The 26391-nt window shown below is 65.3% G+C and carries 32 protein-coding genes; 19 read left to right on the top strand and 13 right to left on the bottom strand.

Annotation, left to right across the window (positions count from 1 at the left end):
• Nucleotides 1–219 precede the first annotated feature (219 nt).
• From K7W03_RS02625 to K7W03_RS02660, 8 genes are all read right to left on the bottom strand, one after another.
• A complete protein-coding gene (locus K7W03_RS02625; RefSeq protein ID WP_222885485.1) occupies nucleotides 220–711 on the bottom strand; it encodes a GNAT family N-acetyltransferase in 492 nt (163 codons plus the stop codon).
• Nucleotides 612–1652, bottom strand: coding sequence for a DMT family transporter (locus tag K7W03_RS02630; RefSeq protein WP_226869647.1), 1041 nt, complete (start codon nucleotides 1650–1652; stop codon nucleotides 612–614). The genes K7W03_RS02625 and K7W03_RS02630 overlap by 100 nt, the downstream gene beginning before the upstream one ends.
• A gap of 40 nt (nucleotides 1653–1692) precedes the next feature.
• On the bottom strand, nucleotides 1693–1917 hold the full coding sequence (locus tag K7W03_RS02635) for a hypothetical protein (protein ID WP_103001130.1): 225 nt from the start codon (nucleotides 1915–1917) through the stop codon (nucleotides 1693–1695).
• A 50-nt stretch (nucleotides 1918–1967) separates the two neighbouring features.
• Complete coding sequence (gene ispG / locus K7W03_RS02640; RefSeq protein WP_044660577.1) at nucleotides 1968–3128, bottom strand: flavodoxin-dependent (E)-4-hydroxy-3-methylbut-2-enyl-diphosphate synthase; 1161 nt, start codon at nucleotides 3126–3128, stop codon at nucleotides 1968–1970.
• Nucleotides 3129–3308: 180 nt separating this feature from the next.
• A complete protein-coding gene (locus tag K7W03_RS02645) occupies nucleotides 3309–4613 on the bottom strand; it encodes an OmpP1/FadL family transporter (protein WP_025549607.1) in 1305 nt (434 codons plus the stop codon).
• A 398-nt stretch (nucleotides 4614–5011) separates the two neighbouring features.
• Nucleotides 5012–6463 (bottom strand): phosphoglucomutase/phosphomannomutase PgmG, encoded by a 1452-nt coding sequence (gene pgmG / locus K7W03_RS02650; protein ID WP_222885486.1) that lies wholly within the window; start codon nucleotides 6461–6463, stop codon nucleotides 5012–5014.
• A gap of 20 nt (nucleotides 6464–6483) precedes the next feature.
• Entirely contained in the window at nucleotides 6484–6921 is a 438-nt protein-coding gene (locus K7W03_RS02655) for a J domain-containing protein (protein WP_222885487.1), read from the bottom strand.
• Entirely contained in the window at nucleotides 6921–7727 is an 807-nt protein-coding gene (locus K7W03_RS02660; protein ID WP_044660579.1) for a division plane positioning ATPase MipZ, read from the bottom strand. Before K7W03_RS02660 ends, K7W03_RS02655 begins: the two co-directional genes overlap by 1 nt.
• Before the next feature lie 109 nt (nucleotides 7728–7836).
• On the opposite strand from K7W03_RS02660, the gene panC reads away from it, so the two are divergent.
• Nucleotides 7837–8682: a pantoate--beta-alanine ligase gene (gene panC / locus K7W03_RS02665; protein WP_099185539.1), complete on the top strand. Its 846-nt coding sequence runs from the start codon at nucleotides 7837–7839 to the stop codon at nucleotides 8680–8682.
• A gap of 38 nt (nucleotides 8683–8720) precedes the next feature.
• Here panC and K7W03_RS02670 read toward each other — a convergent pair whose 3' ends face one another.
• The gene (locus tag K7W03_RS02670; RefSeq protein ID WP_222885488.1) at nucleotides 8721–9161 is read right to left on the bottom strand and encodes a CopD family protein; all 441 of its coding nucleotides are present in this window, start codon (nucleotides 9159–9161) and stop codon (nucleotides 8721–8723) included.
• Nucleotides 9162–9175: 14 nt separating this feature from the next.
• Entirely contained in the window at nucleotides 9176–10237 is a 1062-nt protein-coding gene (gene hemE, locus K7W03_RS02675) for a uroporphyrinogen decarboxylase (RefSeq protein ID WP_222885489.1), read from the bottom strand.
• 287 nt (nucleotides 10238–10524) lie between these two features.
• Here hemE and K7W03_RS02680 point away from each other — a divergent pair, with 287 nt between their 5' ends.
• The 11 genes from K7W03_RS02680 (at nucleotide 10525) to K7W03_RS02730 (ending at nucleotide 17619) form a co-directional block, all read left to right on the top strand.
• The gene (locus K7W03_RS02680; RefSeq protein WP_025549613.1) at nucleotides 10525–11346 is read left to right on the top strand and encodes a pyruvate, water dikinase regulatory protein; all 822 of its coding nucleotides are present in this window, start codon (nucleotides 10525–10527) and stop codon (nucleotides 11344–11346) included.
• A gap of 4 nt (nucleotides 11347–11350) precedes the next feature.
• Nucleotides 11351–11944 (top strand): Maf family protein, encoded by a 594-nt coding sequence (locus K7W03_RS02685; protein ID WP_044660582.1) that lies wholly within the window; start codon nucleotides 11351–11353, stop codon nucleotides 11942–11944.
• The gene (gene aroE, locus K7W03_RS02690) at nucleotides 11941–12762 is read left to right on the top strand and encodes a shikimate dehydrogenase (RefSeq protein ID WP_103001124.1); all 822 of its coding nucleotides are present in this window, start codon (nucleotides 11941–11943) and stop codon (nucleotides 12760–12762) included. The genes K7W03_RS02685 and aroE overlap by 4 nt, the downstream gene beginning before the upstream one ends.
• Before the next feature lie 19 nt (nucleotides 12763–12781).
• Nucleotides 12782–13375 (top strand): dephospho-CoA kinase, encoded by a 594-nt coding sequence (gene coaE / locus K7W03_RS02695; protein WP_222885490.1) that lies wholly within the window; start codon nucleotides 12782–12784, stop codon nucleotides 13373–13375.
• A 45-nt stretch (nucleotides 13376–13420) separates the two neighbouring features.
• A complete protein-coding gene (gene dnaQ / locus K7W03_RS02700) occupies nucleotides 13421–14113 on the top strand; it encodes a DNA polymerase III subunit epsilon (RefSeq protein WP_222885491.1) in 693 nt (230 codons plus the stop codon).
• A gap of 95 nt (nucleotides 14114–14208) precedes the next feature.
• Nucleotides 14209–14805: a ribosome hibernation-promoting factor, HPF/YfiA family gene (gene hpf / locus K7W03_RS02705; protein WP_025549618.1), complete on the top strand. Its 597-nt coding sequence runs from the start codon at nucleotides 14209–14211 to the stop codon at nucleotides 14803–14805.
• Nucleotides 14806–14924: 119 nt separating this feature from the next.
• The gene (locus K7W03_RS02710) at nucleotides 14925–15392 is read left to right on the top strand and encodes a PTS sugar transporter subunit IIA (protein WP_025549619.1); all 468 of its coding nucleotides are present in this window, start codon (nucleotides 14925–14927) and stop codon (nucleotides 15390–15392) included.
• The gene (locus K7W03_RS02715; protein WP_037482870.1) at nucleotides 15352–15861 is read left to right on the top strand and encodes a PaaI family thioesterase; all 510 of its coding nucleotides are present in this window, start codon (nucleotides 15352–15354) and stop codon (nucleotides 15859–15861) included. Before K7W03_RS02710 ends, K7W03_RS02715 begins: the two co-directional genes overlap by 41 nt.
• Entirely contained in the window at nucleotides 15851–16201 is a 351-nt protein-coding gene (locus tag K7W03_RS02720) for a DUF1491 family protein (protein ID WP_222885492.1), read from the top strand. The genes K7W03_RS02715 and K7W03_RS02720 overlap by 11 nt, the downstream gene beginning before the upstream one ends.
• Nucleotides 16202–16377: 176 nt before the next feature.
• Nucleotides 16378–17025, top strand: coding sequence for a cell wall hydrolase (locus K7W03_RS02725; protein WP_025549622.1), 648 nt, complete (start codon nucleotides 16378–16380; stop codon nucleotides 17023–17025).
• A 99-nt stretch (nucleotides 17026–17124) separates the two neighbouring features.
• Entirely contained in the window at nucleotides 17125–17619 is a 495-nt protein-coding gene (locus K7W03_RS02730) for an MmcB family DNA repair protein (protein ID WP_025549623.1), read from the top strand.
• 116 nt (nucleotides 17620–17735) lie between these two features.
• Here the strand turns inward: K7W03_RS02730 and K7W03_RS02735 are convergent, their stop codons facing one another.
• The gene (locus K7W03_RS02735; protein WP_226869649.1) at nucleotides 17736–18359 is read right to left on the bottom strand and encodes an ankyrin repeat domain-containing protein; all 624 of its coding nucleotides are present in this window, start codon (nucleotides 18357–18359) and stop codon (nucleotides 17736–17738) included.
• Between the two features lie 47 nt (nucleotides 18360–18406).
• Between K7W03_RS02735 and K7W03_RS02740 the strand changes: the two genes are divergently transcribed.
• From K7W03_RS02740 to K7W03_RS02755, 4 genes are read left to right on the top strand one after another with little or no spacing between them, the layout of a single operon-like run.
• Complete coding sequence (locus K7W03_RS02740) at nucleotides 18407–19063, top strand: SCO family protein (protein ID WP_222885493.1); 657 nt, start codon at nucleotides 18407–18409, stop codon at nucleotides 19061–19063.
• A gap of 3 nt (nucleotides 19064–19066) precedes the next feature.
• Nucleotides 19067–19492: a YcgN family cysteine cluster protein gene (locus tag K7W03_RS02745; RefSeq protein ID WP_222885494.1), complete on the top strand. Its 426-nt coding sequence runs from the start codon at nucleotides 19067–19069 to the stop codon at nucleotides 19490–19492.
• Nucleotides 19473–20183, top strand: coding sequence for a M48 family metallopeptidase (locus K7W03_RS02750; protein WP_222885495.1), 711 nt, complete (start codon nucleotides 19473–19475; stop codon nucleotides 20181–20183). The genes K7W03_RS02745 and K7W03_RS02750 overlap by 20 nt, the downstream gene beginning before the upstream one ends.
• 7 nt (nucleotides 20184–20190) lie before the next feature.
• Nucleotides 20191–20454, top strand: coding sequence for a hypothetical protein (locus K7W03_RS02755; protein ID WP_222885496.1), 264 nt, complete (start codon nucleotides 20191–20193; stop codon nucleotides 20452–20454).
• A gap of 48 nt (nucleotides 20455–20502) precedes the next feature.
• Here K7W03_RS02755 and K7W03_RS02760 read toward each other — a convergent pair whose 3' ends face one another.
• Nucleotides 20503–21351 carry a rhodanese-related sulfurtransferase gene (locus tag K7W03_RS02760; RefSeq protein WP_222885497.1) on the bottom strand — a complete coding sequence of 283 codons (849 nt, stop codon included), beginning with the start codon at nucleotides 21349–21351 and terminating at the stop codon, nucleotides 20503–20505.
• Nucleotides 21352–21404: 53 nt separating this feature from the next.
• Between K7W03_RS02760 and pdeM the strand changes: the two genes are divergently transcribed.
• Both pdeM and K7W03_RS02770 read left to right on the top strand, forming a co-directional pair.
• The gene (pdeM, locus tag K7W03_RS02765) at nucleotides 21405–22064 is read left to right on the top strand and encodes a ligase-associated DNA damage response endonuclease PdeM (protein WP_048577546.1); all 660 of its coding nucleotides are present in this window, start codon (nucleotides 21405–21407) and stop codon (nucleotides 22062–22064) included.
• A 188-nt stretch (nucleotides 22065–22252) separates the two neighbouring features.
• The gene (locus K7W03_RS02770) at nucleotides 22253–25018 is read left to right on the top strand and encodes a TonB-dependent receptor (protein ID WP_222885498.1); all 2766 of its coding nucleotides are present in this window, start codon (nucleotides 22253–22255) and stop codon (nucleotides 25016–25018) included.
• Here K7W03_RS02770 and K7W03_RS02775 read toward each other — a convergent pair.
• Nucleotides 24996–25742, bottom strand: a complete 747-nt coding sequence (locus K7W03_RS02775; RefSeq protein WP_222885499.1) for a YggS family pyridoxal phosphate-dependent enzyme — start codon at nucleotides 25740–25742, stop codon at nucleotides 24996–24998. The two genes, K7W03_RS02770 and K7W03_RS02775, sit on opposite strands and share 23 nt — an antisense overlap.
• A 17-nt stretch (nucleotides 25743–25759) precedes the next feature.
• On the opposite strand from K7W03_RS02775, the gene K7W03_RS02780 reads away from it, so the two are divergent.
• Nucleotides 25760–26323: a thiamine phosphate synthase gene (locus K7W03_RS02780; protein ID WP_222885500.1), complete on the top strand. Its 564-nt coding sequence runs from the start codon at nucleotides 25760–25762 to the stop codon at nucleotides 26321–26323.
• The last annotated feature ends 68 nt before the right edge of the window (nucleotides 26324–26391 follow it).

A 26391-nucleotide genomic window follows, 5' to 3' on the forward strand; every position in this document is an offset into this window, starting at 1 on the left:
CCCCAAATGTTCCGTTCAGGGACAATGCGCCGAGCGGGGAGTCCCCGTCAAGAGTCCGGCCCATCGGCTCGTCTCTCCGACTCCGTAACAATCCTTATGTCGACGGGCGGCGGACCGGCGCAAAAAGTCCCGCGAAAGGAGACTTTGTCATGATCGCCACGCTTTATCCGACCCTCGTGATCGTCGCCCTGGGGGCCTTCACCGCCGTGCTGCTGGGCGTCAGCGTGCAGGATGCGCTGAGGCGAGGGCGCTGAGCGCATCGCCGTCGACGCGCTGCACCGTCCATGCGTCCATCGGCCGCGCCCCCAGCGAATGGTAGAAGGCGATGGACGGTTCGTTCCAGTCCAGCACCCACCATTCCAGCCGCGCGCAATCCCGCTCCAGCGCCAGTTGGGCGAGGCGGGAAAGCAGCGCCTTGCCCGCGCCCAGCCCCCGCGCTTCCGGGACGACGAACAGATCCTCCAGATAGAGGCCGGGCCGTCCCTCGAAAGTCGAGAAATTGTGGAAGAAAAGGGCGAAGCCGATCGCCCTCCCCTCATTTTCCGCGATCAGCACCTCCGCCATTGGGCGCGGCCCGAACAGATATTTGTTGAGCGAGGCGCGGTCGGCCTTCACCTCATGGGACAGTTTCTCATAGTCCGCCAGGGCGAGGATGAAGGCGTGGATCGTGCCGATGTCCGATGGCACGGCCTCGCGAATGGTGACGGACATGCTTTTCCTTTCAGGCCACGGACGGTTCGACAAGGGGGCGGTTCGGCCGATCCCGCGCGCGACGCGATCAGGCACCCCAGCACGATCAGCAGCGCGCCGACCACCGTGGTCAGGGTCAGCCGTTCGCCAAAGGCGAGCCAGCCGATGATCGCGGCCCAGAGGAAGGCGCTATATTCGACCGGGATCAGCACCTGCGCCTCCGCCCGCGCATAGGCCCAGGCGAGCGCCGCAAGCGAGGTGAAGGCCAGCGTCGCGGCCAGCACCACCAGCGCCCATGAGGGCGCCGCCGGCACGACCGGCATCCCCTGGACAAGCGCCGCGAACAGGACGAACACCCCCAGCATCACGACATGCTGGAAGAAAGCGACCTCGATAGGGGAGGCGAGCTGCGCCTGTTGCCGCTGGAGGATCAGGTTCCAGGCGAACAGCACCGCCGAAACAAGTACCGCACCCGCGCCCAGCAGCGCATCCGCGTCATAATCGCCCCGCACGCGCCCCGACAGGATGACGGCAACGCCGACCAGGCCCAGCAGCGACGCACCGATGGCCTGCCGCCCGATCCGTTCCTTGAGCAGCAGCGCGGCAAGATACAGCGCGACCAGCGGCGCGATGAAGGACAGGGCGATGGCCTCGGCCAGCGGCATCCGCATGATCGCCCAGAAGAACAGGCTGGCCATCACCGCCACCACCGTCCCGCGCAGCATATGCAGCCGCAACACGGCGCGACCGGGCCAGCGCTGCCGGGTCAGCAGCATCAGCACCAGCCCCAGCAGGCTGCCCGCCACGGCGCGCCAGAACAGCGCATTGAACAGGCCGATGGAAAGGCTCAGCCCCTTCATGGCGGCGTCCATCACGGAAAAGAGCGCAACCCCCACGCAGCAGACGGCGAAGGCGAGAGGAAATGCGGTCGCCGGTGCGGCGCGGTCGGTGTCGCTTCCCATCCCGTGGCCTATGGATGCGGAACGCCGTGAATCGGCCCGGTCAATCGCGTGTCTTCCGGATCACGCGGCCGACAACCAGTTCGTCGATCTGAAGGCGCACGATGCGCGCCCCGCCGATACGGAGGCGGCCGATGGCGATCGCACCGATGGCGAGAGCGCCCAGCGCCAGCGCCCCCAGCGCCAGGCTGCCGATCGCCCCGGCGCCCAGGGCGGACGCACCCACGGCGGATGCACCCGTGGCTGTCGCAGGATGGGAAGCGGCCATGGCATCCCTCCGTTCAGTCGCCGCATCATCCGGGCTGGGAACGCCGCCGGTCATTCCGCCGCTTCCGCCTTGCCGGCGTCGGTGGTTTCGTCTTCCAGCCTGGCCGCTTCGATCTCCGCCGCCTTGGCTTCGACAAGGCCGACGATATGGTCGATCATGCCTTCGTCCTGCACCGTATGATCGGTGAGGCCGGACAGATAGACCATATGCTTGCCCGCGCCGCCGCCGGTCAGGCCGATGTCGGTTTCCCGCGCCTCGCCGGGGCCGTTCACCACGCAGCCGAGCACGGAGAGCGAGAGCGGCGTGTGGATATGCTGGAGCCGTTCCTCCAGCGCCTGCACCGTGCGGATCACGTCGAAGCCCTGCCGCGCACAACTCGGGCAGGAGATGACCTTGACCCCGCGCGTGCGGATGCCAAGCGATTTCAGGATTTCATAACCCACGCGCACTTCCTCTTCCGGCTCGGCGGAAAGGGAAACGCGGATCGTGTCGCCGATCCCGGCCCACAGGAGATTGCCGATGCCGATGGCGCTCTTCACCGTGCCGCCGATCAGTCCGCCCGCCTCGGTGATGCCCAGATGCAGCGGGCAGTCCACCGCTTCGGCCAGTTGCATATAGGCTGCCACGGCCAGGAAGACGTCGCTCGCCTTCACCGCCACCTTATATTCGTGGAAATCCTGGTCCTGCAGCAGCTTGATATGGTCGAGCGCGCTTTCGACCAGCGCCTCCGGGCAGGGCTCGCCATATTTTTCGAGCAGGTCCTTTTCAAGGCTGCCTGCATTGACGCCGATCCGGATCGAGCAGCCATTGGCCTTGGCTGCGTCGACCACCTCCTTCACCCGCGCTTCCGATCCGATATTGCCCGGATTGATGCGCAGGCAAGCCGCGCCCGCATCGGCGGCTTCCAGCGCGCGCTTGTAATGGAAATGGATGTCCGCGACGATCGGCACGCGGGCAGCGCGGACGATCTGCTTCAGCGCGGCGGTCGACGCCTCGTCAGGGCAGGAGACGCGGATGATGTCCACGCCCACTTCCTCGCAGCGGCGGATCTGGTCGACGGTCGCCCGGACGTCATGGGTCGGCGTGTTGGTCATGGTCTGCACCGTGACCGGTGCGCCGCCGCCGACGGGGACATTGCCGACCATGATCTGGCGGCATTGCCTGCGGGCGATGTCGCGCCAGGGGCGCAGGCCGGGATTATGGTCGGACATGAAAAAGGGGCTCCGTGGTGATGGAGCCCCTATAGGGATTTATTGCGTCGGTTAGAAGCGCGAGCTGTCTTGCGTTTCAGCAAAGCTGAAACGTGCGCACCGGCCCTCACCCCACCCGACCGCCCATCAGGATACGATGTCTGGGCGGTCGGGTGGGGGTGAGGGCCGGTGCCGCTCCCATCAAAAACGCGCCGTCAACGAAGCGCCGATCTGGTCCGCATTGCCGCTGGTCCGCGACAGGGTGGTCGCCGTCACCGTCGCGGGCGCGGGATAATAGCTGTCCGGACGGATGATGTTCGCCTTTTCCACGAAGGTATGGGCATAGCTGACGTTCAGTGCGAAGGCGGGCGAGATGTTGAAGGTCGCGCCAGCCGTCAGCCAAGAACGGTCGCCATCGGGCACGCGGGTCGTCAGGTGCTGCGGATTGGTCGGCGTGCGGTCGAACATCGTCCCCGCGCGCAGGGTCAAGGCCGGGCTGACATCATATTCGCCGCCCAGGCTGACGCTGTAGCTGTCCTTGTAATCCAGTTCCTTGTTGCTGGTGCCGGCGGCGGAGGTGATGGCAATGCCCTTGAACTTCGACCAGTTATACCAGCGGGCGCTGATCATCGCGCGCAGCTTCGGCGTCAGTCGGTGCATGAAGCCCACGGTGACGATGTCGGGCAGGTCCAGCGGGGCGGACGCATCCAATTCGCCATTGGCCGTGGCGATCGGCCCCAGCAGGCCTGAAATGGTCTGGGTGCCGATCAGCTTGTGCTTGACGCCGGAACGGTAGGAAACGCCGACATTGGTGTCGCCATTGGTGTAGAACAGGCCCGCATTCCAGCCGACCGTCCAATCGTCGCCCTTCAGCCGCGCGAAGCCGTCGGCCGGGGCCAGGGGCGAAAGCTGCGGCAGGGCGTTGGTCAGCGTCGCCTTCACATATTGCACGTCGACGCCGCCGCCGATCGAGAAATTGTCATTGAGCTTATAGGCAGCGCTGGGCTGGATATTATAGGTTTTGAGGTTGGTGTAGAGCGAGTCATAGCGGCCGAAGAAGCCGTCGTCATAATCCAGCTTCAACCCGAACGGCGCGTTGACGCCCAGGCCCAGCCACAGACGGTCGGTCGCCTGCGCCGTGACGTAGAAACTGGGGATCGGAATGACCTTGTCGAACGGATTGCCGCCGTCATTGCCCGCAACCGGCACCCGCGCGCCCGGCAGGGTGGGAACGGTGCGATAGGTGCCGCGATTGGCCTGATGCGCGGAGGCCATCAGCGCGATGCCGCCGATCGAGGTCTGGATGCCCGACAGTTCCGTCATGGCCGCAGGATTGAAATAGACGGTGGACGGATCGTCCGCCGCCGCGCCGGCGCCGGCCAGCGCGCGCCCGGTTTCCTTGGGCGCCTGTTCCTGCAGGTAGAAACCACCCGCCAGGGCCGGGACGGGTGCCGCGAATACGCCCGACAACAGGACACTGGCAATGATGGGGCGGCGCAAGGGCATGATGAATCCTCTCTTCAAACTCGTCTGTGGCAAATGGCTTTAGCCGGAAAATGATCCCCTCGAAGCCACGGCCTTATTAGCAATATGGTTAAATTATCGTTCGAAAAGCCCTAATTTGCGGGGGTTTCCGTATCCTGCGCCGCTGGAATGCGAAACGACGCTACGGCAGAAAGCAAAAAGAAGGGCGCTGAGCGGATGAAAAAAAAGCCGCCCCGGAGGACGGCTTGAAAGTTTTAGGAGAGGATGCCTGAAAGGCCTTTTCCTTTTGCGGTGCAGCGATGATTTTCGCAAATGCGAAAAGCTGATGTTCGATTGCATTTCATGCAACTGTCATGCTCCAGCCTGATTTCCGTAACGGAAAGGCAGGTCCGAACGGACCGCTTTTTCTGCCCGTTCGATCAGGAATCGTCCTCGGAAATCCGAATCACGCCCGAATCGGCCAGTTGCGCATCGATCTCCGCGATCAGGCGCGCCAATCCTTCCTCATCCTTCGCCTCGGCCCGGATCACGAGCGAATCCTGGGTGTTGGAGGCCCTCAGCAGCCACCATCCATCGCGCGAGCCGACTCGCAGGCCGTCGGTTTCGTCGACGCTTGCGCCCAAGGCCTGCAATCGGGCGCGGACTTCCTCCACCACGGCGAACTTGCGGCTATCCTCCACCGGAAAGCGGATTTCCGGCGTATTGACCATGGCCGGCATCTCATCGCGCAGGGCCGTCACGCTACGGCCAAGCCGGGTCAGCCCCCGGATAAGCCGCACCGCGGCATAGAGCCCGTCGTCGAAACCATAATAATCGTCCGCGAAGAAGAGATGCCCGGTCATCTCCCCGCCCAGCGGAGCGGCAATCTCCTTCATTTTGGACTTGATGAGGCTGTGGCCGGTCTTCCACATCAACGGTCGCCCGCCGAGCGCGGCAATCCGGTCGAACAGGGCCTGGCTGGCCTTCACATCCGCGACGATCGTGGCGTTCGGCCGGTCCTTCAGCACCAGTTCCGCGAAGATGCCCAGCAACTGGTCGCCCCAGATTACCCGGCCCCGGCCGTCGACCACGCCGATCCTGTCGCCGTCGCCGTCGAAAGCCACTCCGAAATCGAGCTTCTTCGAGCGGACAAGCGCCTTCAGGTCCGCCAGATTCGCCTCGACAGTGGGATCGGGGTGATGATGGGGAAAATGTCCGTCTATCTGGGTGAAAAGCACATGATGCTCACCTGGCAGGAGCTTGACGAGCTTGTCCACCACCGGCCCGGCGGCGCCATTGCCGGCATCCCAGCCAATGCGCCAGGCGGCGCCGTCGAACCGCTCCACCAGCCGGGCGGCATAGCGGTCCATGATGTCGACGTTCTCGACCCGGCCCCCGCCTTCGCTCCCGCCTCCGCTTCCGGGGGTGCTCCAGTCGCCGGCCGCCGCCATCGCTCCCAGCTTCGCGATGGCCGCGCCGAAAAAGGCTTCATGCTGAAGCACAAGCTTGAAGCCGTTATGATCGGGGGGATTGTGGCTGCCGGTTATCTGAATGCCGCCGTCCACATCCAGGACCGCTTCGGCATAATAGAGCATGGGCGTCGGGCCCAGGCCTATGCGCACGACATCGGCGCCGGAATCCTGAAGGCCCTGGACGACCGCCTGTTCCAGCGCCGGGGAACTCAGCCGCCCGTCATAGCCGACCGCGACCCTTGATCCCCCGCCCCGCCTGACGCCCGCCTTTTCGACGCCTGCCTGTCTGACGCCCGCCTGCCTGACGATCGTGCCGAAGCTGCGGCCCACGGCATAGGCATCTCCCTTGCCCAGCGTCCGGCCCACCACGCCCCGAATGTCATATTCGCGCAGCAGCGTGGGATGAAAGCGATGGGCCATGGCATCTTCTTCCCTTGGCTTCAGTGGCGCCGCGCGGCTTCCCTGATCAGCAGGTCGCGGGCAGCGTTGATCTGGGCCGCCAGCGCTTCGGTACCACCCTTGTCCGGATGGACGGAGGCGATGAGGCGGCGATGCGCGGCGCGGATGGCGCTGGCATCCGCATCGGGGCCCACGCCCAGCAGCTTGCGGGCGTCGATCAGCGCCTGAGGGGAAACGGCCCGGGTGGCGGGCTGGTCCGACCGGGCCTTCGCCTTGCCGGGACGGCTCTTGGCGAAGAAAAACAGGGTGGCGCCCAGCAGCAGCGGCGCGCCGACCAGCGGCTTGCCCTTGGCCGCCATGACCGCGCCGACCAGAGCGGCGCCCAGCGCCATGCCATCCTTCGCGCTCATGCGTTGCAGTCGTCCCGTCCAGATAAGCCAGGCGGCAAGCCCGATCAAAGCCAAGGCAAGCAGACCCATCAGGCCGCGCCGAGCAGATCCACCGGCGCGACCTCATCGCGCGAGGGAAGGGCGAGGCCCGACACCATCTCGCGCAGTTCCTGCCGCGCGGCGATATGGCTGACGCCCAGTTCGCCCAGATGCCCCTTGTCCAGCAGCGTAAGCCCCGAAGGGAAGAGTTCGCGGAAAATCACGCGCTCCGAAAGGCCGGGAATCACGCGGAAGCCGACACGGCGGGAAAGCTCCATCAGGGCATCTCCGACGCGCTTCTTGTTGCGCGCGTCATGATGCTGGACGCGGTTGCGCAGCACCACCCAGTCGATGGTCACGCCGTCGGCCTTGGCCCGGGTCTTGCGCGCCTCGAAGATCAGTTCGGAATAGAAGGAAAGGCGCTTCACCTTGAAGGTTTCCGCATCCACCTGCCCGATCAGGTCGAAATCGACGAAGCTGTCGTTCATCGGCGTCACCAGCGTATGGGCGCGGGCGGCCATGTGGCGGGCATAGTCATCGTCGCGGCCGGGCGTGTCGATGACCAGGAAATCCTTGCCCTCGGCCATGGCGGCGGCCTGTTCGTTCAGCGCCTCGACGCTGTCGCCCTGGAACACCGCGAAGTCCGGGGTGGGCAGGTCGATGCCGCGGCGGCGCGCGGTGTCGGCGCGATTCTCCATATAGCGGGTGATCGTGCGCTGGCGCGGGTCCAGGTCGATCATGCCGACCCGGTGACCCAATACCGTCAGCGCGATGGCCGTGTGCACGGCGGTGGTCGACTTGCCGGTTCCGCCCTTCTCATTGGCGAAGACGATATGGTGCGTTTGGGCGTTCGCCATCGGACCTTTATAACCCCGTTGATTGTCGCAATGATTCTTGACCGTTTCAGCCGGTCGTGCCTTAGCAGGATATACCCCTGTCGATGCCCTTATCGGAGCCGTTCCTGTCGTGCAAATCCTCCGTGACCTGCCTTCCCTGCGTGCCGCCGTCGATGCGCTGAAAAGCGACGGAAAACCGCTGGCTCTGGTGCCCACCATGGGCGCGCTGCATGACGGGCATATGGCGCTGGTCGAGGAAGCGCGCCGCCATGCCGGGCATGTCGCGGTGTCGATCTTCGTCAATCCCCGCCAGTTCGGGGTGAACGAGGATCTGGACGCCTATCCCCGGCGCGAGGCGAAGGACGCGCAGATGCTGCAGGCGGCCGGAGTCGACATCCTCTGGGCGCCGAGCGTGGACGTCATGTACCCGGCGGGCTATGCCACCAACATCTCCGTCTCGGGCGTGACCGAAGGTCTGGACGGCGCGGCCCGGCCCGGCCATTTCGACGGCGTGGCGACGGTGGTGGCGAAGCTGTTCAACCAGGTCCGCCCCGATGTCGCGCTGTTCGGGGAGAAGGATTATCAGCAGCTCGCCGTGATCCGGCAGATGGTCCGCGATCTGGACGTTCCCATCGAGCTTGTCGGGGTGCCGACCCAGCGGGCCGAGGACGGCTTGGCGCTGTCGTCCCGCAACGCCTATCTCAGCGAGGAGGAACGCAGGGAAGCGCTGGCTCTGCCCCGCGCCTTGGGCGAAGCGGCGCGGCAGATGGAAAAGGGCGCGACCGTCGAGGCCGCCCTTGCCAGGGCCGTTGCCCTGCTGGCGGCGCATGGTTTCGATCCGATCGACTATGTGTCGCTGTGCGATGCCGTGACGCTGGAACCGATGACGGTGCTGGACCGCCCGGCGAGGCTGCTCGGTGCGGCGAAGCTCGGCAAGACACGGCTGATCGACAATATTCCGGTCGATCCGCTTTGATTTCCGTCATCCCGGCTTTGGCTGGGATGACGGCCATGTCAAAAGGGCTTCACGATCACCGCGATCACGATCACCGCGGCGGCGATTCCCGGAATCTCGTTCACCAGCCGCAATTGCTTCTCGCTGAGCGGCCGCAGCCCCTTGGCCAGCTTCCTGGCATAGCCCGCGATCCAGCCATGATAGCCCGACAGGCCCAGCACGAAGAGCAGCTTCAGGTGGAACCAGCCGAAATGCCAGGCGCCGATCTCGACCATCAGCATAAGCCCGAAGACCCAGACCAGGATGAGAGACGGATTGAGGATGATCCTGAGCAGCCGCCTTTCCCGGTCGATCCACTTCCTGTCCTCGTCCGACCCCACCGGACATTGATGGTGATAGACGAAGAAGCGGGGCATCATGAACAGGCCCGCCATCAGGAAGATGACGAAGATGACATGCGCGGCTTTGACCCACAAATAGGCTGCTCCCAGATAAGGCATGGTTCAGTCTCCCGCTACGACCGCATCCGGCGCACATAGCTAATCAGCGCTTCGACATGATCAATGGGGGTGTCGGGGAGAATCCCGTGGCCCAGGTTGAAGATATGCGGCCGTCCGGCAAAGGCGGCGCGGATATTGTCCACGGCCTCTTCCACCGCCCTGCCGCCGGCGATCAGCGCCAGCGGATCGAGATTCCCCTGCACCGGCAGGCCCTGCGGCAGCGCCCGGTCGGCCCAATGCGGGTCGACCGTTTCATCCACGCCCACCGCATCGACGCCGGTCCCCGCCGCATAATCCGCCAGTTTCGCGCCCGCGCCCTTGGGAAAGCCGATCACCGGAATCTCTGGATGGATCGCCTTCAGCTTCTCCACGATCCGCCGGTTGGGCTGGATCACCCAGCGGTCGAATTCCAGCGGGGCAAGGCTGCCCGCCCAACTGTCGAACAGCTGCACGGCCTCCACGCCCGCCTCGATCTGGCCGGAGAGATAGACCACGGTGGCATCGGCAATGGCATCGATGATCGCGCCGAATTTTTCCGGCTGGCTGTAGGCAAGGCGGCGGGCGGCGCCCTGGTCCTTGCTGCCCTGCCCGGCGATCATATAGGTCGCGATGGTCCAGGGACTGCCCGCAAAGCCCAGGAAGGTCACATGGCTGTCCAGCGCCGCCTTGACCTGCCGCACCGTCTCATAGACCGCCTCGAAGCGGCTGAAATCCGGTTTCAGGACCGACAGCTCCGTCTCCGCCAGGACCGGCGCGAGGCGCGGGCCTTCCCCCGCCTCGAACCAGAGGTCCTGCCCCATGGCATAGGGCACGATCAATATGTCGGAAAACAGGATCGCGCCGTCGAAACCGAAGCGGCGCAGGGGCTGGAGGGTCACTTCCGCCGCCGCCGCGCTGTCATAGACCAGTTCGAGGAATCCGCCCTTTTCCGCCCGCAAGGCGCGATATTCCGGCAGGTAACGGCCCGCCTGACGCATGAGCCACATGGGCGGCACGGCAGGGCGCGCACCCTTCAGGACCGAAAGCAAGGGCTTGGCCGTCAGGTCATTCGAAAGGGCGGCATCGGATCCCGTCATAAACTCTCTTATATTTAGATTCAAAAGGATGATGGAGATAGTGGGGCGGTTGGCAGCGGGGTTTATGCGCTGTGCCCCGATTTGCCAACAACTTGACTCCTCAGGGCCGCCGATTCCGGTCCGAGTCAGCCGGCTTATTCCTGTTATCCACAGGCTGTGGGTGGAAATTTCCTTCTGTTGGCGGGCTGTGGAGAAGATTCCCGGAATTGGGGAGGACGAAAAGCGCCTGATTTCACCCGCAAGCTATGCCTTGATTTATCCACAGCCTCCCCACAGAGATGTTCTTCATGTCGCGCATCCATCTCCACCTGCTTTCGGACTCGACCGGCGAGACGCTGGAAAACATAGCGAAGGCTGCCATCGGCGCGTTCGAGAATGTCGAGGCGGTGCGCCATTTCTGGCCGATGGTTCGGTCCGACGTCCATCTCGACCGGATCATGGAGGAGATCGCCGCCAATCCGGGGCTGGTGCTGTTCACCCTCTCCAACCATCAGCTCCGGCGTCGGCTGGAGACGCGCTGCCGGGCGCTCGGCCTGCCCCATGTGGCGGCGCTCGACAGCGTGACCGACGCCCTCTCCAACATATTGGGGCAGGAAACGCGCAACCGTCCGGGGCGCAAGCATATATTGGACGAGGCCTATTTCGCGCGGATCGAGGCGATCCAGTTCACCATCGCCCATGACGATGGCGTGGGCCATGAAAATTGGGAGGAGGCGGACATCGTGCTGGCCGGCGTTTCCCGCGCGTCCAAGACGCCGACATCCATCTATCTCGCCAATCGCGGGTACAAGACCGCCAATATCCCGCTGGTGATCCAGTCGCCGCCGCCGCGCAGCCTGTTCTCGCTGAAGCATCCGATGGTGGTCGGCCTGACCGTCAGCCCGGAACGGCTGGTGCAGATCCGCCGCAATCGCCTGCTGTCGCTCAACCAGGCGCCGGAGACCAGCTATGTCGACATCGACCGGGTGCAGGAGGAACTGTCCTTCGCCCGGCGCATGTTCGCGGACAATGGCTGGCCGGTGATCGACATGACCCGCCGGTCGATCGAGGAAGCCGCCGCCGCCATCATCAACCTGTTCAACGACCGCGTGCTGGCGGAAGGAGCATGAGACCATGATCGTGCTGGCATCGCAAAGCGCGAGCCGCCGCGCCCTGCTGGAAGCGGCGCAGGTGCCGTTCGAGGCGCTGTCCCCCGGCGTCGACGAGGAAGCGGCGAAGGAAGCGCTGCGCGCCGACGGCCTGGATGCGCGGCAACTGGCCGATGCGCTGGCGGAACTGAAGGCGCTTCGCGTCTCGCGCAGGGTGCCGGGCGGGCTGGTGCTGGGCTGCGACCAGACCCTCAGTCTGGATGACGGCGCGATGATCGACAAGGCGGTCGACCGCGCCGATGCGGAGCGCATAGTGAAGCTGCTTTCCGGGCGGGTGCATCATCTCCACAGCGCGGCGGTGATCGCGCTCAACGGCGAACCGATCTGGCGGCATGTCGAGCGGGTGCGGATGACGGTGCGGCCTCTGTCGGACGCTTTCATCACATCCTATCTGGACGGCGATTGGGAAAATTGCCGCTGGTGCGTCGGCTGCTACCGGATCGAGGGGCCGGGCGCGCAGCTTTTCAGCCGGGTCGAAGGCAGCCAGTTCGCGATTCAGGGCCTGCCGCTGCTGCCTTTGCTTGACTTTCTGCGCGTCCGGGGCGTTCTGGCGACATGACCGACAAGCTCCCCTATGCCGAAGTGATCGGTGATCCGATCGAACACAGCAAGTCGCCGCTGATCCACAATTTCTGGCTCGATGCGCTGGGGATCGAGGCGGAATACAGGAAGACCCATGTCACCGGCGAGGGCCTGTCCGCCTATTTCCTGGCGCGGCGCGCCGATCCGGACTGGCTTGGCTGCAACGTCACCATTCCGCACAAGATCGCGGTGATGGACTATACCGACGATCCGGGCGGCGTCCGGGAGCGGATCGGGGCGATGAACACCATCGCCAGCGAGACGGGCGGACCGCTGATCGGCACGAATACGGATGCGGGCGGATTCCTCCAGCCATTGCTGCGCGACAGGTGGAAGGGGCAGAGCGCCGTTCTGGTGGGGGCGGGCGGCGCGGCGCGGGCGATCCTGTTCGCCCTCACCAGCCTGGGCGTGCCGGACATCACCGTCATGGTGCGCGATGCGGCCAAGGGTCAGGCGCTGCTCGACCGTGCAGGGGTCAGGGGCCGCGTGATCGGCATGGCCGATGCGCTCCCCCGGGCGGACCTGCTCGTCAACACCAGCTCGCTCGGCATGGTGGGCCAGCCGGTGCTGGACCTGGACCTTTCGCCGCTGGGCCCGGAAGCGACGGTCTATGACATCGTCTATGCGCCGCTGGAGACGGAGTTGCTCAAGGCGGCGCGCATCCGGGGCCTGAAGACCCTCGACGGGCTGGAGATGCTGATCGGGCAGGCGGCGCTGGCCTTCGACATCTTCTTCGATGCGGAGGCGCCGCGCGAACGGGACGAGGAATTGCGCGCCCTGCTGCTCGCCGCCTGAGATTCATGAAGATGATGGGATGAAGATCTACGGTCTCACCGGCTCCATCGGCATGGGAAAGTCCGCCGTCGCGGGGATGTTGCGGCGGGAAGGCGTTCCCCTGTTCGACGCCGATGCGGAGGTGCATCGCCTGCAGGGGCCGGGCGGCGCGCTGCTGCCGGCGATAGAGGCGCGCTTTCCCGGCACGACCGGTCCCAAGGGCGTCGACCGGGCGAAGCTGGGGGCGGCGGTCTTCGGTCATCCCCAGGAATTGAAGGCGCTGGAAGCCATCGTCCATCCCGCCGTGCAGCAGAGCCGCAAGGCCTTTCTGCAACGGAACCGATCGCGCCGGTTCGTCGTGCTGGACATTCCGCTGCTGTTCGAAACCCATGGCTATCGCCGGCTGGCCGGCGTCATCGTGGTCACCGCCCCTGCCTGGAAGCAGCGCAAGCGGGTTCTGGCCCGGCCCGGCATGACCGCTGCAAAATTTCGCCGGATTGTCCATCTGCAAACACCCGATGCTGAAAAGCGGCGGCGGGCCGACTATATCATCCATACGGGCACGACCTTCGCTGAGACCCGCTTCCAGGTTCGCCGCTTGGTCGCTTGCCTTGGTGCGAAGACAGGCCGATAAGAGGGGGCCGGCGAGGTTGGCCGGCAAGAGTCGTTGTAGAGGGCGATGCGCGAGATCATTTTCGACACCGAAACGACGGGATTCGACCCAGCCTCCGGCGATCGCCTGGTCGAGATCGGATGCATCGAACTCCTCAACCGGGTTCCCACGGGCCGCACCTTCCACGCTTATTATAATCCGCAGCGGTCGATGCCGGCCGCGGCCGAGGCGGTGCACGGCCTGTCCGACGCTTTTCTGAAGGACAAGCCGCTATTTTCCCATGGGGTAGAGGAACTGCTCGCCTTTCTGGAGGACAGCCATCTGGTCGCCCATAATGCGCGCTTCGACTTCGGCTTCCTCAATCACGAACTGAAGCTGTGCAAGCTGCCGGAAGTGTCGATGGAGCGGATGATCGACACCGTCGCCATCGCCCGGCAGCTTCACCCCGGTGCCAAGCACAGCCTCGACGCGCTCTGCACCCGCTACGGCATCGACCGCAGCCATCGCATCAAGCATGGCGCGCTGCTCGACGCCGAATTGCTGGCCCAGCTTTACATCGAACTGACCGGCGGCCGTCAGATCGGCCTCGGTCTTGCACAGGAGGAAGAGAAACTCGTTGTAAATATGGAACTTGCGGCGGAAGTCGCGGTTCGCCCTGTTCGTCCCGCGCGTGTCTTTGCGGCAAGCGCGGAGGAGCTGGAGCGGCATGCAGCGTTCGTCGCGACGCTGGACAAGCCGCTCTGGCTTGAGGAGGCCTGATTACGGCTGTCCCTTCGGGATGGGCTGCCTTCACGGCCTCCACGCCAACCGGGTCGCCAATCCCGGGCGGTCCGGCAAGAATAAGGAGAAGGCATATGGATATTCGTGTTTCCGGGCATCAGGTCGATACGGGTGACGCGCTCAAGCAGCATGTCTGGACCCGTCTGGAGGCCATGGCCGAGAAATATTTCTCCCGCGCGCTTTCCGCCCAGGTCACATTCCGGCCGGCCCCGCACGGCGCCTTCCATTGCGACATCGTCTGCCATGTCATGACCGGACTGATCCTGAAGGGCGCCGGAGAGGCGCAGGAGGCGCATCCTGCCTTCGATCAAGCGGCCGAACGGATCGAGAAGCAGTTACGCCGCTATCTGCGCCGGCTGAAGGACCGCAGCGCGCAGGCCGCGGCGGCGGAGGCCAGCCGGGCCAATGGATATGGCGCCGATGAACTGGACGGCGCCGGCTACACGATTTTCGCGTCCCCGGCCGATGAAGAGGACCCGGCCGAAGCGCCGCTGATCGTGGCGGAAACCCGGGTCGACATTCCCGAAGCCAGCGTGTCGGACGCGGTGATGATGCTCGACCTGCGCAACACCAATGCGCTGCTGTTCGTCAATGCCGGAACGGCGGCGTACAACATGGTCTATCGGCGGCAGGACGGGACCATCGGCTGGGTAGAGCCCCGCCTGGGCTGATCGCCTTCCCCCGGCCGCCGGTTGACCTCGATCCGCTGGCGGCCTATGGGGCCGGACTTTAAAGATCCGGGCATTGCGTCATTTTTCCGAAGCTGGGCGCGGCTCGGCTGGGATTCGGCATGGTTCATTTCAACGATATCGTCGCACCGGATGCATTGGGCACCGCCCTTTCGGTGAACGGCAAGAAGCAGTTGTTTCAGAAGGTTGCGGCCTTGGCTGCGCAGGCCTACGGCCTGGCTGCCGATCCGGTGGCGGAGGCGCTGCTGGAGCGTGAGAAACTGGGCTCGACCGGCTTTGGCGGCGGAGTCGCGATTCCCCATGCGAAGATTCCCGGCCTTCAGAAAATGTGCGGGGTGGTGGTGTTGCTCGATCCGGCGGTTCCTTTCGACGCTGTGGACGAAGCGCCGGTCGACATCGTCTTCGCGCTGCTCTCTCCGGTGGATTCCGGCGCCGAACATCTGAAGACCCTGGCCCGCGTTTCGCGCTACCTGCGTGACGAGGGGCAGATCGCCCGGCTGCGCGGCGCCAAGTCGACGGCGGCGCTCCATGCCCTGCTCGCCGGTGGCGAGGCGCGTGACGCTGCCTGATCCGGGTTCCGCCGCCAGCGCCTTGCCCAGCGGGGAGCAGGCGCATTTCCGGGCGCTGGAGTCCCTCTACCGTTCCGCACCGATCAACCGGCTGTTCCGGTCGGAACTGACGATTCCGGAAGAAGGCCGGTCGATCATCCATTTCGACGTGGACGAGACGCAGTTCCATGCGGCCGGCGCGGTGCACGGCACGGTCTATTTCAAGATGCTGGACGATGCGGCCTTCTACGCCGCCAACAGCCTGGTCAGCGATCGCTTCCTGCTGACCACCAGCTTCAACCTGCTGTTCACCCGCCCGATCGGGCCGGGCCGGATTCGGGCCGAAGGGCGCTGGATCAGCGGAAAGCGGCGCGTCTATGTGGCGGAGGCCAGCCTGATCGACGCCGACGGCGAGGAGGTGGGGCGCGGCACCGGCACCTTCATGCGGTCGCAATTCCCCCTCTCCTCCCTGCCGGGCTATGCCGGCTGACCCATCCGACGCGCGGCTGACCAGCGCGATGCTGGTCGGTGTCCTGATGCGCCGCTGCGCCGCGGCGGGCGGCTTTGCCACGGTGCTGGTGAAGGGCGATGCCGTCAGCGGCGTGATCCTGCTCCAGGCGCTGGAAAATGGCCGGGAACAGGGACTGTTCGAACGCGTTCCTGATTATGCGGGCGGCTATCGCCTCACCCGCTGCGGCCCGGACCCGGAAAAGGGGGTCGAGGCCATGGCTCAATATCTTGCGCGCCGGCGCGGATCGGACCCCGATCTGTGGGTCATTGAACTCGACATCGCGGATGCGGAACGGTTCGCCGCTGAAACGATCTGTTGATCGTTGACTCATTTTCCGCGCGCGGGCACAGGCCTCCGACGCTTTCAACGCGCAGGTTGCCGGTTTTCGTCCATGGGGGGCGGATGCGGTAAACACGCAGACGGGGGGCGGCCGGACGTCGTGTTTTAGGGGTTTTTTGACGTTCCCGGCCAAGAACCGCACGACTTTGAGCTGTAATGAGTTTTCGTCTGAAGGCTGCGATCTTCGCGGCATTTTCCCTTTCCGCCACAGCGGCGGTTACCGCGGCCGACATGTCGAGCGCTTCCGAGGCGGCTCCGTCGGTCCTTTCCCTTCCGGGAAGCAATGAGCTGAATGCAGCTCCGGCCGGCGCCACGCCCGCCGTCACTTTCGCCGCGCCGCGCGAAGTCGTGCAGCCGCTGGCTCCCCTTTCCGACAGCGCCGATGTAAAGGCCGACAATCTCGCCGCCCTCGTGGACGCGCAAGGCGCGGCCGAGGATGTTTCCGGCGACATGAAGTGCCTGGCCGGCGCCGTCTATTTCGAATCCAAGGGCGAAAGCCTGGAAGGCCAGTTGGCCGTTGCCCGCGTCATCATCAATCGCGCCCGGTCCGGCCGCTTTGCCGACAGCCTGTGCGGCGTCGTCTATCAGCCCGGCCAGTTCAGCTTCGTGCGCGGCAATGGCATGCCGTCGATCCGCCTGGGCAGCGAAAGCTGGCGCGAGGCCGTTGCCATCGCCCAGATCGCGATGGACGATAGCTGGGACAGCAAGGCAGAGGGTGCGCTCTATTTCCACGCCCGTCGGGTTTCGCCCGGCTGGGGCAAGCGCCAGCTCGCCGCGATAGACAATCACGTCTTCTATCGCTGACCGTTTCGCGCCGGGCGCGCAGGGGGTGAAGAAGGGCCGGTTCGGGCGATCCTGAATCGGCCCTTTCCTTTTGTTCCCTTCCTGTTCTAAGAACCGGACATGGAATCCGATCTTTCCGACAGTTGTTCGCCCCTCACGGACGGCACGGCTCTGGCCGTGGCGCGGGGCACGCTGCGCCTGTTCTTCCGGCATGACATGAGCGGGATATTGGAAGTGCCGCTGCCCAATGGCCGGCGCGCCGACATCATGGCGCTGGACGGGGCGGGTCGGATCACCATCGTGGAGATCAAGTGCAGCCGCGCCGACCTGTTGGGCGACATGAAATGGCCCGACTATTTCGATTATTGCGACCGCTATTTCTGGGCCGTGCCGTCGGGCTTCGACCTGTCGCTGTTCGAGAGCGAGGCGCTATGGCCGGGACGGACGGGATTGATCGTCGCGGACCAATATGACGCCGAACTGGTGCGCCCCGCACCCATGGAGCCGCTGGCGGCCGCGCGGCGCAAGGCGGAAACGCTGCGCTTCGCTAGGCGGGCGGCCAGGCGGCTGACGGCGCTGGCGGACCCGGATCATGCCGCGGAACTGGGGTGGTAGTCTGATCTGCGTGGAGATCGATGAGGGGACGGATCGTCTCCCGCGACATTCCCCTTAAGCGATACGTGCTCCTGCGCAGGAACACGCATCGTCTGATGTTCGCTTCAGGAAAAAAATCAGAACACCGGCCCCTGCACCGGTCCCTTGGGCGCTGTCTTCGTCTTCGCAGCGCTCAGCGCTTCCACCAGCCCCGGCGTCCTGGCGTCGCGCTCCGCATAGTCCCGCGCCGACATGCCGGCGATCGTGTCGCGCCTGTCGGGATTGGCGCCTTGCGCGACCAGCAGCCGGACCAGCGCCACGTCGCGAAGCTGCACCGCCCGGATCAGCGGCGTCTCGCCGCTGCCATTCGCCTTGTCCACCTGCGCATTATAGGTCAGCAGGCTGCGCACGCCTTCCTCGAACCGGGCCTGCACCGCGTCCATCAGCGGCGTGTTGCCGTTATTGTCGGTCAGGTTCGGGTTCGCGCCCTTGGCGAGCAGAAAGGTCAGCCATGTATTGTCCCGCCGGGCGACGACCAGATGCAGCGCGGTATCGCCCGTCGTCACGTCGCGGCTGTTGATGACGGTCGATCCCGGCTTCTGGATCAGGTCGGTCACCTTCTGCCCGTCGGCATCCTTGACCGCCTTCAGAAAATTGTAATTGTCGGAAAACTGCGCCTGCGCCGCGACCGGCGACAGCAGCGCCAGGGCCAGAGCGGCGGCACGGCCAAGGCCCATCCAAGCCGGAAAACGTCCTGTCATTATGTCCATAGCCCCGTTGGGATTTGCAAATCGGGCCATAGCAGGGCATGGCTGGCGGCGCCATGAACAAAGCGCTGATTTCGCTCGCCCTGCCGCTGACCGCCCTGCTGGCAGCCTGTAATATGGGGGCCGGGGGCAATGCATCAAGCGGCGATGAAAGCGCCCAGGGGGATCTGCACGGGGCCAGCATCGGCGCGCCCTTCACCCTGACCGATCAGGACGGAAAGAAGGTCCGCTGGGACGATTTCAAGGGCAAGTATCGCCTGGTCTATTTCGGCTACACCTATTGCCCCGATGTCTGCCCGATCGACCTGCAACGGATCATGCAGGGCTTTTCGAAGTTCGAGAAGGACCAACCAGCGCTCGCCGCAAAGGTCCAGCCGATCTTCATCAGCGTCGATCCGGATCGGGACACGCCCGCCGTCCTCAAAACCTATGTCGCGGCCTTCCATCCCCGGCTGGTTGGCCTGACCGGCACCCCTGACGAGATCGCCAGGGTGGCGAAGGATTTCGTCGTGCTCTACAATAAGGAAGAGGCGAAGGGCGCAAGCGGCTATCTGGTCAGCCACAGCCGCACGCCCTATCTTTTTGGGGGCGGCGGCGCGCCGGTCGCGCTGGTGCCGGTGGACGATCCGGGAACGCCGGATGTGGATGAGGGCGATCCCGTCAGGGTGACGGCCTTCCTCGAAAAATGGGTGAAGTGACGGTTGGACTTCTGGGAAAAGCCCCTCGACAGACTGGACCGCGCGGAGTGGGAAGCGCTGTGCGACGGCTGCGGCAAATGCTGCCTGCACAAGGCGGAGGATGAGGATACGGGGCACATCTACCCCACCAATGTCGCCTGCCGCCTGCTGGACCGGCATAGCGGGCAGTGCACCAATTATAAGGAACGCCGCCGCTTCGTGCCCGATTGCGTGCGGCTGACCCCTGCCAAGGTGAAGACGATAAGCTGGCTGCCGCGCACCTGCGCCTATCGGCTGCGGGGCGAGGGCAAGCCATTGCCCGAATGGCACTATCTGATCTGCGGCGACCGAGAGGCGGTGCACCGGGCAAAGGAATCCGTGCGCGGCTGGACCATTGCGGAAGCCGACGCCGGCGATTGGGAAAACCATCTTGTCGACAGAGAGCTCTGACGCCGAAATCCTGATCGACGGCATCGCCGTTCCGGTGCGGGTCCGCCGGTCGGCGCGGGCCAAGGCCTATCGATTGTCGCTGGACCAAGCGCGGGGGGAGTGGCGGCTCTCGCTGCCGACCCGCGCCAATCTGAAGCGGGCGCTCGGCTGGGCGCAGGAGCATGAGGGCTGGGTCCGGTCGCAAATGGCGCGGCAGCCAGCGCAGGTGATGCTGTGCGACGGCGCCGTCTTTCCGTTGGAGGGGCGGGAGGTGCGCATCTGCTGGGTCGAAGGCGCTTCCCGCACGATCCGGCTGGAGGGCGACCGGTTGCTGCTGGGCGGAGCGGCGGAATCAGTTGGGTCGCGGGTGCTGCGCTGGCTCAAGATGCGGGCGAAGGCCGTGCTGGAGACCGAAAGCCATGAAATGGCGCGGGACAATGGGCTGATCGTGGCGTCGGTCGGCATTGGCGATCCGCGCAGCCGCTGGGCGAGCTGCGCCTCCAGCGGGGCGATCCGCTATAGCTGGCGGCTGATCCTCTGCCCGCCGGAGGTGCGCCGGGCGACCGTGGCGCATGAGCTGGCGCATCTGCTGCACATGGATCACAGCCCGGCCTTTCACGTGGCCCACAAGCGGATATTGGGCGAAGACCCCCGGCCTGCGCGGGCCTGGCTGCGCGCCCATGGGACCGCGCTGCACCGCTTCGTCGGGTGACAGGCCCATGGGCAGGAAGAAGCGCTATCTGACGGCGACGATGCCGGACGGATGTGTGAAGACCATCGGGCCCACGGCGGACGCCTTCACTCATTATTGGCGCATCGTCGCGATACTGGAGAACGGCAGGACGGAGGTTTTCTGGGGCCACAGCCGCTCGCTGGCCGAGGCGAAGAGGAAGCGGACGGCGGCGGAAGAAGGCGCGCGGATGCGCGGCTGGAAACGCTATGCGTTCGAGATAGCGGAACTGGTCGAAACGCCGGCCAGATGAAGCGCAAGCTGCTCCTGCGAAGGCGGGGTCACGCTATGCCCTGATCCTTCAGCCCTGGTTCCTGTGCGGCCAGACGCCCGACCCGTCCGCCGCGCAATCATGCGCGGCGTCCCGCACATGCGGCAAGCCGCAGGCCCGGCAGGTGACATAATCGCCCGCCTTCAGCCCATGGCCCACCGCCACACGCTCGTCGAACACATAGCAGTCGCCCTGCCAAAGGCTGTCCTCTTCGGGCATTTCCTCCAGATAGCGCAGGATGCCGCCGCGCAGATGATAGACCTCCTCAAAACCGCGGGCCCTGACCAGCGCGGTCGATTTCTCGCATCTTATGCCGCCGGTGCAGAACATGGCGATGCGCGGCGTGCGGCCCTCCTCGCGCAGCTTTTCGGCAAAATCGTCGAACCAGGCCGGGAAATCGCGGAAGGAGCGGGTGCCGGGATCGATCGCCCCTTCGAAGCTGCCCACCGACACTTCATAGGCGTTGCGCGTGTCGATCACGACCGTGTCCGGATCGGCTATCAGGGCGTTCCATTCCACCGGATCGAGATGCCTGCCTGCCTGATGCGCCGGGTCGAGATCGCCCGCGCCCAGGGTCACGATCTCCGCCTTCACCTTCACCTTCATCCGGGCGAAGGGCGGGCTGTCGCCATGGGCATATTTGACGTCGAGATCGGCGCAGCCCGGATATGCCCGGATATGCGAGACCAGCGCCGCAATCGCCCTCTCGCTCCCCGCGACCGTGCCGTTGATCCCCTCCCCGGCGACGATCAGCGTGCCGCAGGTGCCAAGGTCGGCGCAGAGCAGGCGCAAATCGCGGGCAATCGCCTCCGGATCGGTGAAGGCCGCGAAACGGTAAAGCGCGGCAATGGTGAAAGCGGATTCCATGGCAGCGCCCATAGCCGCTTCGCTGCCCTCTTGAAAGCGGCGGGGCAAGGGGGCATAGGCAGGCCATGGTTCCCCTTTCGTTCGCGGGTCATGATTTTCTGGCGTTGGCGGAGGCTGCGCTGTTCTGGCCGGCGCGCTCCGCCCTGCTGGTGGCCGACCTGCATTTCGAAAAGGCAAGCTGGTTCGCCCGATCCGGGCAGTTCCTGCCGCCCCATGACAGCCAGGCGACGCTGGACATGATCGAGATGCTGGTGGAACGGACGGGCGCGCGGGCCGTCTGGTCGCTGGGCGACAGTTTTCATGATGCCGATGGCGCGGCCCGGCTCGATCCGGCGGCGCGGGCAAGACTGGCCGTGTTGACGGACAGGCTAGACTGGGTCTGGATCACCGGCAATCACGATGCCGGCATGGCGCGGACGCCCGGCGGCACGCGTCGCACGGACATGCAGGTGGACGGCATCTGGCTGCGGCATGAGGCGGACCCTGCCGACCCCCGGCCGGAAATATCAGGGCATTTCCACCCCAAGTTCCGCCTGTCCGTGCGCGGACGCCATGTGTCGCGGCGCTGCTTCGTCGGATCGCGGACCAAATTGATTCTGCCCGCCCTTGGCGCCCTGACGGGCGGTCTCGATGCCGGTCATGGCGAGATTCGCCGGGTGATGGGATCGGGCGCGGCCGCCCTGGTGCCGGTCGCCGGCCGGCTGCTGCGTTTTCCCATTGCTTAGGCGGACGTAACGGAAACCGGAATTTAAGCTGTCTCCTTTAAGTGACAGTGCATGAGAATCCGGTCACCATGGGGGATCAAAGCCTCTGAAAAGCAGGCATATCTTGCCTTCATCCTGCTGTGGCAGCATAGTTCGACAATAATTCGACGCGACGCAAAGCCGCGCGGATAAGGAGAGGGAGCATCATCATGAAGAAGAGCCTTTGGCTGATTTCTGCCGGTGCCGTTGCATTGGGCAGCAGCGTTCCGGTCGCATGGGCGCAGGACGGTGGAACCGCGGTCGATCCGGAAAGCGTCAACATCATCGTCACCGCGACCCGGCGCGCGAGCCCGCTGTCGGACGTGCCGATCGCCGTGTCCGCCGTGACGGCGCAGGCGATGCAGAATAGCGGCGCGACGGATATTCGCGCGCTCAACCAGCTCGCCCCTTCGCTGCTGCTGTCCTCCACGGGGACAGAGGCCAATGCCTCTGCCCGCATCCGCGGCATCGGCACGGTGGGCGACAATCCGGGGCTGGAAAGCTCGGTCGCGGTGTTCATCGACGGCGTCTATCGCTCGCGCACCGGCGCCGGCCTCAACGAACTGGGTGAGATCGAGCGGGTCGAGGTGCTGCGCGGTCCCCAGGGCACGCTGTTCGGGCGCAACGCCTCCGCCGGCCTCATCAACATCATCAGCAAGGCGCCCGAGTTCAAGCTCGCGGGCAAGGCGGAGATCACTTACGGCAATTATGATTATTGGCGCCTTGCCGGCCGCATCACCGGGCCGATCAGCGATCAGCTGGCGCTGAGCCTGGATGGCGTCTGGTCCAGGCGCGACGGCTTCTACGATCTGGTGAACGCCAGCGGCGCCAAGGTCGGGGAAACCAATGACCGCGACCGCTATTTCCTGCGCGGGCAGGCGTTGTTCGAGCCGAACGACGCGCTCTCCATCCGCCTCATCGGGGATTATACCCATCGCGACGAAAGCTGCTGCGGCGCCGCCTATATGGAGACGCGGGAACGCCGTCCGGTCGCCGGCGGGGGCTACAGCACGGCGCCCTTCAACCGGATCGCCGCCATTCTGGCGGGGCAGGGCAGCGTCTTTGCCGCCGATCCCTATGACCGCGACCTCACCATCACGGCGGGCCGGAATTATGTGAGCAAGCTCAAGGATTGGGGCGTTTCGGGCGAGATCAATTATGATCTGGGCGGCGCCAAGCTGACCAGCATAACCGCCTATCGCGATTACAAGAGCCAGGACTATGGCGATTACGACTATAGCGGGGCCGACCTGCTCTACCGCGATCCCAACACCTATCGCCAGTTCAGGACCTTCACCCAGGAACTCAGGGCGCAGGGATCGGCCTTCAACGATGTGCTCGACTGGCTGGTCGGCGGCTATTATGCGCATGAGAAGCTGACGTTGGAGGATAATATCGTCTTCGGCGCGGACTATGGCCGCTTTGCCGCCTGCCGCCTGATGGCGGGGGCAGGCGTCAACAGCAATTTGACGGCGGCGCAGCTTGCCGCTTGCGGCAGCGGGCTTGCGACGCAGGCGCTGATCGCCGGCACGCAGGCGCAGCTCAACGGCGGTCTCGTCCTTGCCGGCGTTCCAGCCTTGCAGGCCGGGGCGATTTCGACCGGCCTGGGCAATGGTCTCCGCGCGCTGGCGGCGATCCCTTCGGGCACCGGCGACATTGCCTCGCTCTACCATCAGAAGAGCGAGAATTGGGCGTTGTTCACCCATAATATCATCCATATCGCGAAGCAGCTCGATCTGACGCTGGGTCTTCGCTACACCCATGAGAGCAAGCGTTTCTCGGCGGACCTCAACAATAACAACGCCACCTGCGCGGCCTTGCAGGCCTCCAGCCTGCCCGCCATCGCGACCAATGCGCAGCTCGGCAGCGCGGCGGCCCTGGCAGGCGGCATCCTGACCCTGGGCTGTCTCGGCAACGGATCGACCGGGCTGAACGCGCTCGACCTCAATGACAAGATCAGCGATGGGGAGTTTTCCGGCACCGCCGTCCTGTCATGGAAGCCGATCGACGAACTGCTGGTCTATGGCAGCTATTCGAAGGGTTATAAGGCGGGCGGCTACAATCTCGACCGCTTTCAGCTCGGATCGACGGGCCTGAACGCGGTGCCGGCCGTGTTCGCGCCGCGCACCAATGCCGACGTCACCAGTCTGCGCTTCGCCGCTGAAAAGGTCGATGCGTTCGAAGTGGGCCTGAAATATACCCAGCCCAAATGGAGCGCCAACATCGCCGCCTTCCGGCAGGAGTTCAAGAATTTCCAGTTGAACACCTTCAACGGCACCAGCTTCGTCGTCCAGAACATCAATGGCTGCGACGGCGCGCTGACGGCGGCGCGGACCTGCGCAGGCGGCGATGTGGGACCCGGCCTGATCAGCCAGGGCGTGGAACTGGAACTGTCGGCAACCCCGGTGCGGAACGTGCGCGTCGCGGGGGGCTTCACCTATGCCCGCGCCAAATTCGCCAACCGCCTGGTCGGCAGCGGCGACGGAACGGTGCCGCTCGATCCGGCGCTGTTCCTGCTGCCGGGTTCGATCAACTCCCAGGCGCCGGAAGTCGTGACGACGGTCAGCGCGTCCTGGACGCCTTCGCTCGGCTCCAACGGCCTGTCGGCGCTTTTCTATGTCGACGGGCGCATGAGCAGCGACTTCAACACCGGATCGGACCTGTTCCCCGAAAAGCGGCAGGACGGCTATGCGGTGTTCAATGCCCGTGTCGGCATTCGCGGGCCGCAGCAGCGTTGGGCGGTTGAATTCTGGGGCCAGAACATCTTCAACCAGGACTATAGCCAAGTCGCCTTCAGCAGCCCGCTACAGTCGAGCAGCCCGTCCACCTCGACCACCGGCCAGTTCGCCCTGGGCGCACCGATGGCGAACCAGTTGATCTCCGCCTATCTGGGCGATCCCCGCACCTACGGCGTCACCCTTCGCGGGAGTTTCTGATCATGCCCCTGCCGCTCCCCGGTGCCGGGCGAGCGGCAGGGCGCTCCCCGAACAGGGCCGTGCCGACGCGGATGTGCGTCGCGCCCAGCATGATCGCGGTTTCATAATCCCCCGACATGCCCATGGAGAGCTGTTCCATCCCCTCCTCCCGCGCCATCTTGGCGAGCAGCGCGAAGAAGGGCGCGGGTTCGATGTCGGCCGGCGGCACGCACATCAGGCCCAGCAGCGGAATATCCGCGTCCCGGGCCGATCGGATCAACGCGGGCACGTCGGCAATCGGACAACCGCCCTTTTGCGCTTCCGCACCGATATTGACCTGCACGAAGCAGGGCACCCGCCTGTCCGCCGCGTCCATGGCCTTGGCCAGCGCCGTCAGCATAGACGGCCGGTCGAGCGAATGGATGACATCGAACAGGGTGACCGCGTCGGCGGCCTTGTTCGACTGGAGCTGACCGACGAGGTGCAGTTGAAGGCCCTCATGCTCCTCCCGCAGGGCAGGCCATTTGCTTTCCGCTTCCTGCACGCGATTTTCCCCGAAGACCCGCTGGCCTGCCGCGATCAACGGGCGGATGGCGTCCGCCGCCTGCGTCTTCGACACGGCGATCAGGGTGATGTCGTCGGCGGTGCGGCCGGTAAGGCGGGCGGCGCGGCCCATGGCGTCGTGTATCTCGGCCAATCGGTTCGCGGCCAGCCGGTCTGCGGCTTCGATGCTGTCGGTCGTCATGGCGGCTGCTATAGGCGATGGCCATGCAACGCCGCCACCGCAAAAAATTGCCGACGATCTGGTTGATGACCGACGAACGCATCGGGGAGCCCGCCCTGCTGGCTGCTGTCGCCCGTCTGCCCAAGGGGAAGGCGGGAGTCATATTCCGGCACTATCGCACGGCCGCGGCGGAGCGGCGCGCCCTGTTCGATCGGATCGCCCGGATTGCCCGAAGGCGGCGGCTGGTGCTGATGCTGGGCGGCACGGCGGCACAGGCGCAGGCCTGGCGTGCCGATGGCTGGCACGGACGTGATCGGCGGCGGGCAGGAAAGGCGCTGCTCCACAGCAGGCCGGTGCATGATGGGCCGGAGATGGCGGAAGCCGTGCGCTGTGGGGCAAATATCGTCCTGCTCTCGCCACTCTTCCCGACGCGCTCGCACCCCGGTTCACCCATATTGGGGCGAGCGGGCTTCGCCGCCCTGGCCCGGCTCGCCCCGATGCCGGTAATCGCCCTGGGCGGGGTGAACGCGGCGCATCGGCATATGCTGAAGGCAATCGGCGCTTCCGGCTGGGCCGCCATCGATGGCCTGTCGGGCCGGTGACGGCGGTAAGGGCGGGCCATCCAAAGGCCGCACCTTACTCTCGCAAGCCACTTGTCTCCTGCGGATTC

This window comes from Sphingobium sp. PNB (assembly GCF_019873065.1).
Classification (GTDB): Bacteria; Pseudomonadota; Alphaproteobacteria; order Sphingomonadales; family Sphingomonadaceae; genus Sphingobium; species Sphingobium fuliginis.